This is a genomic window from Mesorhizobium sp. M0243 (assembly GCF_040321775.1).
Classification (GTDB): Bacteria; Pseudomonadota; Alphaproteobacteria; order Rhizobiales; family Rhizobiaceae; genus Mesorhizobium.
Genome location: NZ_JAMYSF010000008.1, coordinates 22,553 through 35,284 on the forward strand (window position 1 = coordinate 22,553; position 12,732 = coordinate 35,284).

Genomic DNA, 12,732 nt, shown 5'->3' on the forward strand with positions numbered 1-12,732 from the left:
GATCTCTCACTGTCTGGCGATGTCGAGGAAGGCTGATGTTGCAGCCTTTGCGAATTCCGGGTCGTTGATGTGCAGCGGCAAGTGCGTCACGCGGCGCTTGCCGTTGGGTTCGATGGTGCGCTCGATGGCATCGAACAGAACGGCATCGGCTTCCGGGTCGAAGAAGGCGCCGCCTTCGATGTCGAGCGCCGAGACGCCTTTTTCCGGGATGAGAAAATGCACCGGCCCCCCGCAGCGGGCGAGCCTGGTGCCGATCCACTCGCCGATCGCACGGCATTCGTCCGCCGTGGTGCGCATCAGCGTGACATTGGGATTGTGTTCGTAGAACAGCCGATCGCGATAGTGCTCCGGGATGGTCGAAGGCGCCCAGAAGTTCACCATGTCGAGCGCGCCGACGGAGCCGACATAGGGCAGCCCCGTGCGAGCGATGGCGCCGAAACGATCGTCAGTCGCCGGCAGAACGCCGCCGAACAGCAGATCGCAGACTTCGGTCGTGGTGATGTCTACGACGCCGGACAGCAAGCCGCTGTCGGCCAGCTTTTCCATGCTGCGGCCGCCTGTGCCGGTGGCGTGGAAGACTATGCAGTCATATCTAGAACGGAGCTGGTCGGCGATGGCCGTCACGCAAGGCGTGGTGACGCCGAACATGGTGAGGCCGATCGACGGTCGGCCGTCTGGCGGCGGCGCCGGTCTGGCCGCCATGCCTGATATGGCTTGAGCCGCATTATGCAGCACGACACGGGAGAGCCGGTTCAGTCCGGCCATGTCTGTCACCGCCGGCATCATGATGATGTCGGAGACATCGACGTAGGGTGCGGTATCGCCGGAGGCGAGCGTCGAGACCATGATCTTGGGCAAGCCGAGCGGCAGGGCGCGCATGCCCGACGCGATGATCGATGTGCCGCCACCGCCGCCGATGCCGATCATGGCTGCGATGTCGTTGCGCGATTGGGCAAAGCGGGCGAAGGCGATGCCCATCGCGGCGACCGCGGCGCCACGATCATTGCCGCCGAGCACGGCGTCACGGCCGCCGGGATGATGGTCGGCGATTTCCCTCGCGCTGATATCGACGGGGATGGTTGCGCCGCGCGTTCCGACATCGACACGGCTAACGAGGGCGCCCGCAGCAGCGATCGCATCGGCCAGGAAGGCGAGTTCCTCGCCCTTGGTGTCCGCGGTACCCACCACATAGATACGCTTCATTGCGCTCCTCCAATCCTGGCAGGCGCGATGCCGCCTCCATCGCTCATTGCCCGGGCCACTCGACGATGCGGACGCCATTGCAAATTTTTGAGACGCGCGTATCGTATTGGCATGAATGTCTCACGTCAACAATCCGCTGCGAGTGACGACGCTGAACGGGCAACCGGTCCAGTGCCCGAACGTGGGCCGCGCGCGCGGACGAAACGGCTGATGCTGGAGACGGCAACAAGGCTGATGCAGGCGGGCGTCACACCCTCGGTCAGCGAGGTCGCCGAGGCCGCCGAGGTTTCCCGCGCCACCGCCTATCGTTACTTCCCGAGCCAGTCGGCACTGGTGCAAGCGGTCGTCGACGAGGGGCTGGGGCCAATCCTCACCTGGCGATCGACCTCCGCCGATGCCGAGCGCCGGATCGCCGAGCTGTTCGATACGGCCATGCCGCGCATCGAGGCCTTCGAAGCCACGTTCAAGGCAGCACTGAAGCTGTCGCTCGATCAATGGGCGCGGCGTCAGGCCGGCACGCTGGGCGGTGAGCCCGCCTTTACGCGCGGCCATCGCATCGACTTGCTGAAAGATGCGATCGCGCCGCTCAAGGGCCGTTTGCCGCCGCGCGACTTCAAGCGGCTGGCGCAGGCGCTGTCGCTTATCTTCGGCGTCGAGGTGCTGATCGTGCTCAAGGATATCTGGGGGCTGGACAGCCGCCGGACGAGGGCGGTCGCACAGTGGGCGGCCGGGGCGCTGGTGCGTGCGGCAGTCGCGGAATCGGTCGATGAAGGAGGCAGCCTCGATCCGAAGGCAGTCATGAAATAGAGCCTAACTGGTTCGACCAGATTGGCATGCACACTACCGATCTTAGCCGTTGGGTGGAGTATCGGACAATACCCAATCATATCACTGAGTAGGAAAATCTTGGTAAAACAGGCAGATAAAGCGGGAATCCCATGGCAATGGCCATGTCAAGCTGCCAAGAAAGGGCTTGACGTGCATGCAAAATTGGTAATACCAGATTGGATCAGAAATGCGGATCGAAAGTGAGGGCTGCGATCCATTTTCCGGCGGGGCGAGGAGGCTCGAAACCGGAAAGGTGCGATCACGGGAGGAACTACCAGGGCCGGCCACGTTGCCGGCTCGCACGATAAGGTAGAACGCGCACAAGGGAGGAAATCATTATGCGCAAGTTAGTGACCAGCGTACTTGCTGGTATCGGCTTAACGCTTGCCTGCGGAACGTCCGTTTACGCGCAGGAAAAGTCACTCACCATCTTCTGGGCTGAATGGGATCCCGCAAACTATCTGCAGGAACTCGGCAACGAGTACGAGAAGCAAACCGGCGTCAAGATCACGGTGGAAACCACCCCGTGGGCCGATTTCCAGACCAAGGCCTTCACCGAGTTCAACGCCAAGGGCAGCGCCTATGACCTGGTCGTCGGCGACTCGCAATGGCTTGGTGCCGCCTCCGAGGGCGGTCACTATGTCGACCTCACGGACTTCGTCAAAGAGAACCAGGTTCTCGACAAGATGGCTCCGGCGACGGTCAAGTTCTACTCCGAATATCCCGGCAACAGCGGCAAATACTGGTCTATCCCGGCCGAGGGCGACGCAGTGGGCTGGGCCTACCGCAAGGACTGGTTCGAGGACCCGAAGGAAATGGAAGCGTTCAAGGCCAAGTATGGCTACGAACTTGCCGTTCCCAAGACCTTCAAGGAAATGACCGACATCGCGGAGTTCTTCAATAGGCCCGACCAGAACCGCTACGGCATCGCCATCTACACCCAGAACCAGTATGACGGCCTGGCGATGGGCTTCGAGAACGCGCTGTTCTCGTATGGCGGTGAGCTCGGCGACTTCGGCACTTACAAGGTCGACGGCATCATCAACTCGGACAAGGCGGTAGCCGCGGCAGAAAACTACCGCAAGCTGTTCGGCTTCACGCCTCCGGGCTGGACCAACGCCTTTTTCGTCGAGAACAACCAGGCCATCACCGAAGGCCTGGCGGCGATGAGCATGAACTACTTCGCCTTCTTCCCCTCGTTGATCAACGAGGCGTCGAACCCGCATGCCAAGAACACCGGCTTCTTCGCCAACCCGGCAGGTCCAGGTGGTGAGCAATTCGCCGCGCTCGGCGGCCAGGGCATTTCCGTCGTCTCCTATTCCAACAACAAGGAAGAGGCGATGAAATTCCTGAAGTGGTTCATCCAGGACGATACGCAGAAGAAGTGGGCAGCCCTCGGCGGCTACACCTGCAACAAGGCCGTGCTGGAATCGGCCGAGTTCCAGAACGCCACGCCCTACAACAAGGCCTTCTACGACACGATGTTCAAGGTCAAGGACTTCTGGGCGGTGCCGGAATATGCGGAACTGCTGCAGCAGCTCAACCAGCGTGTCTATCCGTACATCGTAAATGGCGATGGTACGGCCAAGGAAATGCTGGATGCGCTGGCGAAGGATTGGGACGCCACGTTCAAGAAATACGGCCGCGGCCAATAACCGACATGTAGTGCGGAGGAGGCCCGTGCCTCCTCCGTTTTCTTTTTCAGGAATGGGAGCAGGTCTTGGCGACCACAATGATCACACCGCTGAATACCTCCTCCAGAGCCGCCTCTCGCGGCCTCAGCGACATTTCGATACGCAACCTCTTCATCATCCCGACGATCGTGTTCCTGATCGTCTTCAACATCTTTCCGCTGATCTATTCGCTCGGCTATTCCTTCACCGACTTCCGCGCGTCGACCAATGCGCCGGCCAATTTCGTCGGACTGAAGAACTATCGCGAACTCCTCAGCGACCCTTATATCTGGAACAATTTCGCGGTGACCGCGAAATACGTCATCGTCTCGGTCGTCGGTCAGGTTGTCGTCGGCTTTGGAACGGCGATGCTGCTCAATCGTACCATTCCGCTCAAGGGCCTGATCACGACATTGCTGCTCTTGCCGATGATGCTTTCGATGGCGGTGGTCGGCCTGTTCTGGAAACTGCTCTACGATCCGTCCTGGGGTGTCATCAACTACGTGCTCGACCTCGGCAAATTCCAATGGCTCGGCGATCCGAAGATGGCGCTCTACGCGGTCGCGTTCACAGACATCTGGATGTGGTCGCCCTTCGTCATGCTGTTGTCGCTCGCCGGGCTTTCGGCGGTGCCGAAGCATCTTTATGAAGCTGCCGCGATCGACCGCGCCGGGCCGTTCTATACCTTCTTCCGCATCACGCTGCCGCTGGTCGCGCCGATCCTGATGATCGCGGTCATCTTCCGCACCATGGAAGCCTTCAAGACTTTCGATCTTGCCTATGTGCTCTCGACGCAGCCGAGCACCGAGGTGATTTCCATCCGTCTCTACAAGATGGCTTTCCAGGAATGGCAGACAGGGCGCTCCTGCGCGCTTGCCTATATCGTGCTGATCATGGTGCTGGCGATCACCAACATCTATGTGAAATACCTCAACAAAGTTAAGGAGCGCTGAGATGGCGGCCGTCCAGACTTCGGGTGAACGGGCGCTCAACAAGGTCGCTATTGTCGCCGTCCTTTTGGTGACGATCATCTTCCTGGCGCCGATCTACTGGATCGTGGCGACCTCGTTCAAGCCACGCAACCTGGCCACGACGATCCCGCCGACCGTGATGTTCGAGCCGACCATCTCGCCTTTCGTCAAACTTTTCACAAAGCGCTCACAGTTGCGCAGCCCGCCGTCGGCTGAAGAATATGCCGCCGCCCCGTGGTGGGAGCGCGTCGTGTTCGACGGCGGCGAGAAGATCGTGCGCGACGGCAAGGGCCAGGTGCAATGGTCGGGATATCCGAGCCGCTTCCTGAACTCGCTCATCATCGCCATCACCTCGACGGTGTTGGCGGTCGGCATGGGGACATTCACCGCCTATGGCTTCTCGCGCTTCAAGGTGAAAGGGGAGGCGGACCTGCTCTTCTTCATCCTGTCGACGCGCATGTTGCCGGCGGTGGTGGTCGCCATTCCGATGTTCCTGATGTACCGGGCAGTCGGGCTCAACGACACGCATCTGGGCCTGATCATTCTCTACACCGCCTTCAACCTGTCCTTCTCCGTGTGGCTGATGAAGGGTTTCATGGACGAGATCCCGAAGGAGTATGAGGAGGCAGCGCTTGTCGACGGCTACACGCGCATGGAGGCGTTCTTCAAGATCGTGCTGCCGGAGGCCGCCACGGGCATCGCCGCCACCGCCGTGTTCTGTTTCATCACCGCGTGGAACGAATACGCCTTTGCGCTGATCATGACCAACCGCCGCGCCCAGACCGCGCCTCCCTTCATCCCGAGCCAGGTCGGTTCGGGCCTGCCGGACTGGACGGTGATCGCCTCCGGAACCTTCCTGTTCCTGCTGCCGGTCGCCATCTTCACCTTCCTGCTTCGCAACCATCTGTTGCGCGGCATGTCCTTCGGAGCGATCCGCAAATGAGTTTTCGCGCCATCAACCAGAAATACCTCGAGCCCGGATCGCAGATCCTGATGGTGCTCGGCATCATCGCGCTCTGCCAGCCCTGGAGCATGCTGCTGCACACCTATGGCCTGACCATCATCCTGATCGGACTCGTCGGCTTCAACGTAACCTCCAAGATCGCGCCCGAGGAAAAGGCCGGCACCGGCCAGGTGCGCAATCCGGGAGCACAGCATTGACCCAGATCGAGCTTCGCGGCGTCCAGAAATTCTTCGGCGCCGTCCAGGTCATCAAGGACCTGAACCTCAAGATCGCCGACAACGAGTTCATCGTGCTGCTGGGCCAGTCGGGCTGCGGCAAGACGACAACGCTGCGCGCCATCGCCGGGCTGGAAACCATCGACGAGGGCGACATCTTCATCGACGGCAAGCCGGTACAGCATTTGAAGGCCGCCGACCGCGACATCGCCATGGTGTTCCAGTCGTTCTCGCTCTATCCGCATATGAGCGTCTACGAGAACATCGCCTTCCCCTTGCGTGCCACGCGCAAGAGCAAGACGGAGATCGACAGCGAGGTTCGCTCCGTCGCCAAGACGCTGCAGATCACCGACCTGCTGGACAAGAAGCCGTCGGCGCTCTCGGGTGGCGACATGCAGCGCGTCGCCATCGGCCGGGCGCTGGTGCGGCGGCCGAAGGCCATGCTGATGGACGAGCCGATCGGCGCGCTCGACGCCAAGCTGCGCGAGGAGATGCGCGCGGAAATCAAGCGGCTGCACATCAAGCAGGGCTCGACCACCATCTATGTCACGCACGACCAGATCGAGGCCATGAGCCTGGCCGACCGCATCGTCATCATGCACGCAGGCGTCTTGCAGCAGGTCGGCACGCCCGACGAGGTCTATTCGCAGCCGGCAAATCTGTTCGTGGCGCAATTCGTCGGCAGCCCGGTGATGAATGTCACCGATGCCGCAGTCGCCGAGACCGGATCCGCGGTCTCGGTAACGGTCGGCGGCGCGGCTTCCGGCTTCGAATTTCCGCAGGCATTGCTGTCGAAGCTCAACGGCCATGCCGGGCGGCAGCTCGCGCTGGGCATCCGACCGGAGGGCGTGCTCATTCGGCGCGAAGCAACCGAGGGCTTCGTTGCTGTCGACACGCATATCGTCGAGCCGCTCGGCTCCTTCGACATCGTCGATCTCAAGGTGGGAACCGAGTTGCTGCGGGCCCGCACCAAGAGCGGCTTCGTTGCCGGACCCGGTGAAAGGGTCTTCGCCAGGATCGACCCGACCCAGGCGCACTTCTTCGACAAGGCAAGCGGCAAGTCGCTTGAGGTGAGACTCTGATGGCCCATATCCAGCTCAAGAACATCTCGAAGACCTTCGGCAACCACACTGCGCTCACCGGGCTCGATCTCGATATTGCCGATGGCGAGTTCTTCGTGCTGCTGGGCGAGACGGGCGCCGGCAAGACGACGACGCTGCGGCTTATCGCCGGCCTGGAAAAGCCGAGCGAAGGCCAGGTCTTCATCGACGGCGTCGACGTCGCCGACTGGGGTGCGGCCGAGCGTGACGTGGCGCTGGTGCTGCAGCAATACTCGCTTTATCCGCGCTACACGGTGCGCGAAAATCTAGAATTCCCGCTCAAGCCGAAAATCCGCCGGCTGCCCGACGCCGAGATCAAGGATCGCGTCGACCGTGCCGCCCGTACGCTGCGGATCGAGCATCTGCTCGACCGCAAGACGGATCGGCTGTCCGGCGGCGAGATGCAGCGCGTCTCGATCGGCCGCGCCATCGTGCGCAAGCCGCGTGTGTTCCTGATGGACGAGCCGCTGTCTGCGCTCGACGCCAAGCTGCGCGAGGCGCTGCGGACTGAACTGAAGAACCTGCAGATGCAGCTCGGCGCCACCTTCCTGTTCGTCACCCACGACCAGATCGAGGCGATGTCGATGGGCGACAAGGTGGGCGTGCTCAACCATGGCCGCATCGTCCAGACCGGTACGCCGCACGAGATCTACAACAACCCGCGCGACACCTATGTGGCAAGCTTCGTCGGCTCGCCGCCGATGAACCTCATCGACGGCAAGCTTGTGAACGGCCGCGCGGTGATGGCTCCGTTGAACTTCGAACTGCCTTTCTCGCAGGGCGCCAAGACTTTTGGGGGGCTAAAGGCGGGTGCGGCGACCGACGGTCGCCCGCTCGTCTTCGGCATTCGTCCCGAGGACGTCTATCTCGAGAGCGGCGCGCCGGTCGAGGCGCGCGTCCACGACGTCGAGAATCACGGCGTCGAAAAGATCCTGACGCTGCGCGTCGGCGACGCGACGCTGCGTGCCACCGTGCCGGCCAGGACTGACGTCGCCATCGAGCAGGCGGTGCGCTTTGCCTGGAACCCCGACAAGGTGGTGCTGTTCGACAAGGGCAGCGGCGTCAGCTTGCGACACGCCTCATAGGCTGCATCCCAGCCTATTTCTGGAAGTAGGTTTCGTAGGGCGTGTCGTTGATCAGCAGGATCACGCATTCCGTGTCGGAGACGCAGGCGTCGTCATGCATCTCATCGGCCTTCTGGGTCCAATAGGATCCAGGAGGCAGTTCGACCTTGGTCGCCTCGCCGCCATCCATCTGCCAGTGCGCCCACAGCCCCTTTATGACCACCGCGCGATAATCCGCGGTGTGCGCATGGACCGGTGCACGCCAGTTGCCGGGAACCTTCAGCAACGTGCCTGCCGGGCCCTTGGCCCGCTCGCCCCACAATGGGCCAAGACGATGCGGCTGGTCGGGTACTTCCGCCACATAGGGGATCTTGTCGGCCGGCAGGTAGCTGTCCTCGAGGGCAAAGGCGCGCCCAGGAACCGCAAGCATGACGGCGAGTGCGATGACCTTCGGATAATTTGGCATTGGTTCTCCTCTTCGGACCGACTGGACGCCGGCCTCTGGCTGCTTGGTTCTGGCAAGCTATTGCATGCGGGTGGCCCGGCAATGGCATTGCGTCCGGAAGGCTTGGCAATTCATCCAGACCCGGCAATTCATCCAGACCCGGCAAGCCACGGCCGCGGATCCGGGATCGCCTCAGCGGTTTTCGGAGGTGCAGTCGACGGTGCGCAGGTGGCTGGGCGCGATGCCTAGGATGCGCTTGAACGCCCGGCTGAACGATGCTTCGGAATCGTAACCCAGTCTGGCGGCGACCACTGAAACCCGCATCCGATCGTCGATCAGCCATTGCCGCGCCTGGTGCATGCGTATCCGGGCGACATATCTCGCCGGTGTTTCGCCAACGATGGCCGTGAAGCGTTCGGCGAAGGCCGATCGCGAGGCGCCCATTTCGCGCGCCAGCGCTTCGACAGTCCAGTTCCTGTCGGGCTGCAGATGAATGGCGGCAAGTACGCGGCCGATGTCGCGATCCTTGATCGCCGCGGTCCAGCCTCTGGTGTCGCCGCCACTGTTTTCTACCCAGGAACGGATGATGCTTGCAGCCAGCACGTCGGCCAGTCGCGCCAGCATGCCGCCAGAGCCGGCCCGGTTCATGGTGATTTCGCCGGCCATAGCTTCCAGCAGATGCGGAATACCTGGCTCGCCAGCCATCAATTCCTTGGCGCGCATCATGTCCGGCATCATGCCCAGCAAGGGGTGCGACCCGTCCAGGTTGAAGTGCATGCTGCCGCAAAACAGCAAGGTTTTCGGGCCGTGGCCGCCGTTGGAGACATTGAAGACATTGTCCTGCAAAGGCTCGACAGTGTAGCTTTCGATCGGCACGGCCGGAATGCCAGGCGCGCTGGCAACGACATGCTCGGCACCGCGCGGCAAGAGCAATGCATCGCCGGGTGTCAGCTCAATCCATTCCCCGGCTGGCGAAAACAGCCAGCATTGGCGGCGGCCGATAAAGTGAAACCTTGCTGCCTTCTGGGCAGGAAACAACACGGCCCATGGGTTTGAAAGTTCGCAGCGGCCATAGTCGACGCCATCGAGCCACAATCCGCGCAAGATGTCGGTTAGCGGACCGTCCGAGGCCGGCAGGCCAGTCTTGGGCGAGGTGAAAACCATGCTGATTTCTCTAGCCTGGAATCACCAGTCCGTCACGGCCTCCATGCGTCAGCTCAGGGGCAACAAAAACGGGTTCCTCCGCCGGGGCGTCGGCTGACGTAGTATCAGACGCAAAACCCACCTGTGCGGCGGGTCACTGGCGCAAATCAGCACCATGGGCAAAAATGTAGCATAGCTGAGGTCACCGAGTCAAGAAAAAATTCCTATCGCGAAAAGCTGCCGGCAAAAAAACTGCCGGGACCGCCGAACTGGGTGCTGCCTTTGTCAAGCTGAGTTCGGAACCCTGTGCGTCAGCTGGCCTGGCGGATATCGGCCTGTTCCTCGGCCCGGAGATGGCTGGGCGCCGAGCCGATGACGCGCTTGAAGGCGCGGCTGAAGGCGGCGTCCGATTCATAGCCGAGACGCGCCGCAACGACGGAGATCTTAATCCGGTCGCGGACCAGCCATTGCCGTGCCTGATGCATTCTGACCTGGGTGACATATTTTGCCGGGGTTTCGCCAACGGTGGTGGCGAAACGCTCGGCAAATCCCGATCGCGAGGCGCCCATCATCCGGGCCAGCGACTCGACCGTCCAGTCATGGTTCGGTTCGAGATGGATGGCTGCCAGCACGCGTCCGATTTCCGGGTCCCTGACGGCGGCGATCCAACCGGAGGCGTCACCGCAGCCGCGCTCGACCCATGAGCGGATGACGGTGGCGGCCAGCACGTCGGCCAGCCGCGCCAGGATGCCGCCGGAGCCGACGCGCTCCATTGTCACCTCACGCGCCATCGATTCCAGCAGATGCGGAATGCCAGGCTCATAGGCTTCCAACTCATGCGTGCGCATCACATCCGGCATCATGCCGAGCAGGGGATGCAGGCCATCGAGATTGAAGTACATGCTGCCGCAAAACAACAGGGTTCCCGGCCGGCAGCATTCCGACATGCCTTCGTTCGACGTGCAGTAGACGTCCTTGCAGACCTCCTCGACTTCGTAGCCATGGATCGGCCAGGCCTGGGCGCCGGGCTCGCTGGCCAGCACGTGCGCCGCACCGCGCGGCAGCAGCACCGCGTCGCCTGCCTTGAGTTCCACCCATTCGCCGGATGGCTGCTTCAGCCAGCAGCCTTTGCGGCCGATGAAATGAAATCGCGCCGCTGGCTGGGCTGGAAACTGAATGCCCCAGGGTTCCTTCAGTTCGAAGCGGCCGTATTCGACGCCATCGAGGCGCAAGCCACGCAAAATGTCGGTGAGCGGGTCGCCAGTGATCGGAATTTTGGACGAATTGTCAAGCATGATGGGGTTTCTAGCATGGAAGCTCCAGGTGGTCACTCCCTATGTTGCGTTGCAGCCAGATGCTGCGCTGCAAAACAACTCGGAGACTGACCATGGCCGAACAGGCGACAGGCGTCATCGACGCCACACTTTTGAACCCTGCGGACTCTGACGAACGAACCGAGCCGGCCTGGGGCGCCGTTGTTTCGCTGGCACTTGGTGTTTTTGGCCTCGTCACCGCTGAATTTCTCCCCGCCAGCCTGCTGACACCGATGGCGCGCGATCTCGGCGTCAGCGAAGGCGTGGCCGGACAGGCGGTGACGGCAACCGCGATCGTCGGAGCCATTGCCGCACCCACCATGGCCATCATCACCAGGCGTATGGATCGCAGGCTGGTGATGTGGATGCTGACTGTATTCCTGATCCTGTCCAATCTTCTGGCCACCTTTGCCTCATCGCTGCCCGTGCTTCTGCTTGCCCGTGTCGTGCTCGGCGTAGCACTTGGCGGCTTCTGGGCGATGTCGGCAGCGATGGCGCTGCGGCTGGTGCCGATGCGGCTGATGCCGCGCGCCATGTCGATCATCCTGACCGGCGTTTCGCTGGCGACCGTCTGCGCGGCGCCGGTCGGCGCCTATGTCGGCGACATCTGGGGCTGGCGCACGGCATTCATGATTGCGACCGTCGTCGCCGCCCTGGCACTGCTGGTGCAACTGGCCACCATTCCGAAATTGCCTCCCGTGGGTGTTGCAAGCTTCCGCACCTTGCTCGACGTGCTGAAGCGTCCGTCGATCAGGGTGGCGCTGCTGGTCGTGCTGCTGGTCGCTTCGGGACACTTTGCCGGCTTCACCTATGTCCGTCCGTTCCTCGAGAAGGTGCCCGTGCTCGACATCGAGACGATCTCGCTGGTGCTGCTGGCCTATGGCATTGGCGGTTTCTTCGGCAATGTCGCCGGCGGCATCCTGGCCGAGCGCAGCCTCAAGGCAGCCGTTGCGCTGGCGCCGTTGCTGATCGCAATGGCCGCCGCCTCGATGCTGATTTTCGGGGCTTCGCCGACGATCGCCGCTGCCGCCGTCGCGGTCTGGGGCTTTGCTTTCGGCGCGGTGCCGGTCGGGCTGCAGAGCTGGCTGGTGCGGGCCGCGCCCGATCAGGCAGAAAGTGCCGGCGGACTGATGGTGGCGACGTTCCAGGTGGCGATCGCGCTCGGCGCCGTCTTCGGTGGCCTGCTGGTCGACCACACCGGCGTCGCCAGTGCCTTCGCCTATTGCGGCGCCGCGACATTGCTGGCGGCCATCGTTGTGTTCCTGCGCGGCCCGAAGCAGGCCGAGTAGCCTGGCCGCAATCAGGCTTCCCTGACACTGCGCGTCGGCCCGAGAACCATCACGGCTTTCGGGCCGGCGCCGTTGTGATGGCAGGGGCGAACAAACTCAGGCCGACCGCCCGTCGAAATCGAAAACCGACAGGGTCGAGGGGTCGAGATCGGCCACGCAGTTGATGTTGATGTAGGCACTGCGTTCGCTGCCTTCGCGGACATCCTCCGCAAAGGGATGGATGCCGCAGGCCCGGCAGAACCGGTGCGCGATGGCATGATTGCCGAATGTGTAGGTGCCGAGATCGTCGCCCCAGGCCAGGACCTGCAAGGTCCCGTGCGGGATGGCACACAACAGGGCGCCCTTGCGCGAGCAGATCGAGCAATTGCACCGCAAGGCGCCCGTCAGTTCGGCCTTGAATTCGAAGGCGACCTTGCCGCAGTGGCAGCTGCCTTTGTAGAGCATCGGATTTTCCTCGCATTAGACAGGGTGCAAAACCGCCTGCGCCGGGTTAAGTCTCGGCAAGCCATGCCCCAAGGACGTTC

Annotated in this window: 13 protein-coding genes; 8 read left to right on the forward strand and 5 right to left on the reverse strand. The window is 62.4% G+C overall.

Going from position 1 to position 12,732, the window contains the following annotated elements; all coding sequences use genetic code 11:
* Window positions 1–6 precede the first annotated feature (6 nt).
* The gene (locus NKJ11_RS12740; protein ID WP_352793456.1) at window positions 7–1,203 is read right to left on the reverse strand and encodes a Tm-1-like ATP-binding domain-containing protein; all 1,197 of its coding nucleotides are present in this window, start codon (window positions 1,201–1,203) and stop codon (window positions 7–9) included.
* A gap of 111 nt (window positions 1,204–1,314) precedes the next feature.
* On the opposite strand from NKJ11_RS12740, the gene NKJ11_RS12745 reads away from it, so the two are divergent.
* The 7 genes from NKJ11_RS12745 (at window position 1,315) to NKJ11_RS12775 (ending at window position 8,039) form a co-directional block, all read left to right on the forward strand.
* Window positions 1,315–2,010 (forward strand): TetR/AcrR family transcriptional regulator, encoded by a 696-nt coding sequence (locus NKJ11_RS12745; RefSeq protein WP_352793457.1) that lies wholly within the window; start codon window positions 1,315–1,317, stop codon window positions 2,008–2,010.
* A gap of 359 nt (window positions 2,011–2,369) precedes the next feature.
* Window positions 2,370–3,686, forward strand: coding sequence for an ABC transporter substrate-binding protein (locus tag NKJ11_RS12750; protein ID WP_127293507.1), 1,317 nt, complete (start codon window positions 2,370–2,372; stop codon window positions 3,684–3,686).
* 65 nt (window positions 3,687–3,751) lie between these two features.
* Window positions 3,752–4,657, forward strand: a complete 906-nt coding sequence (locus tag NKJ11_RS12755; RefSeq protein ID WP_013529495.1) for a carbohydrate ABC transporter permease — start codon at window positions 3,752–3,754, stop codon at window positions 4,655–4,657.
* Between the two features lies 1 nt (window position 4,658).
* Entirely contained in the window at window positions 4,659–5,618 is a 960-nt protein-coding gene (locus tag NKJ11_RS12760) for a carbohydrate ABC transporter permease (RefSeq protein WP_013529496.1), read from the forward strand.
* Window positions 5,615–5,836: a hypothetical protein gene (locus NKJ11_RS12765; RefSeq protein WP_127293505.1), complete on the forward strand. Its 222-nt coding sequence runs from the start codon at window positions 5,615–5,617 to the stop codon at window positions 5,834–5,836. Before NKJ11_RS12760 ends, NKJ11_RS12765 begins: the two co-directional genes overlap by 4 nt.
* Entirely contained in the window at window positions 5,833–6,936 is a 1,104-nt protein-coding gene (locus NKJ11_RS12770) for an ABC transporter ATP-binding protein (protein ID WP_352440816.1), read from the forward strand. The genes NKJ11_RS12765 and NKJ11_RS12770 overlap by 4 nt, the downstream gene beginning before the upstream one ends.
* Window positions 6,936–8,039, forward strand: a complete 1,104-nt coding sequence (locus NKJ11_RS12775) for an ABC transporter ATP-binding protein (protein ID WP_128304526.1) — start codon at window positions 6,936–6,938, stop codon at window positions 8,037–8,039. Before NKJ11_RS12770 ends, NKJ11_RS12775 begins: the two co-directional genes overlap by 1 nt.
* Window positions 8,040–8,052: 13 nt before the next feature.
* On the opposite strand, the gene NKJ11_RS12780 is transcribed toward NKJ11_RS12775, so the two are convergent.
* From NKJ11_RS12780 to NKJ11_RS12790, 3 genes are all read right to left on the reverse strand, one after another.
* Window positions 8,053–8,484, reverse strand: a complete 432-nt coding sequence (locus NKJ11_RS12780) for a DUF4437 domain-containing protein (RefSeq protein ID WP_128304525.1) — start codon at window positions 8,482–8,484, stop codon at window positions 8,053–8,055.
* A 171-nt stretch (window positions 8,485–8,655) separates the two neighbouring features.
* Entirely contained in the window at window positions 8,656–9,627 is a 972-nt protein-coding gene (locus tag NKJ11_RS12785; protein WP_352793458.1) for an AraC family transcriptional regulator, read from the reverse strand.
* Window positions 9,628–9,917: 290 nt separating this feature from the next.
* Window positions 9,918–10,901 (reverse strand): AraC family transcriptional regulator, encoded by a 984-nt coding sequence (locus tag NKJ11_RS12790; RefSeq protein WP_352440818.1) that lies wholly within the window; start codon window positions 10,899–10,901, stop codon window positions 9,918–9,920.
* A gap of 92 nt (window positions 10,902–10,993) precedes the next feature.
* Here NKJ11_RS12790 and NKJ11_RS12795 point away from each other — a divergent pair, with 92 nt between their 5' ends.
* On the forward strand, window positions 10,994–12,208 hold the full coding sequence (locus NKJ11_RS12795; protein ID WP_352774980.1) for an MFS transporter: 1,215 nt from the start codon (window positions 10,994–10,996) through the stop codon (window positions 12,206–12,208).
* Window positions 12,209–12,304: 96 nt separating this feature from the next.
* Here the strand turns inward: NKJ11_RS12795 and NKJ11_RS12800 are convergent, their stop codons facing one another.
* Window positions 12,305–12,652 carry a GFA family protein gene (locus tag NKJ11_RS12800; RefSeq protein WP_023812455.1) on the reverse strand — a complete coding sequence of 116 codons (348 nt, stop codon included), beginning with the start codon at window positions 12,650–12,652 and terminating at the stop codon, window positions 12,305–12,307.
* Between the last annotated feature and the right edge of the window lie 80 nt (window positions 12,653–12,732).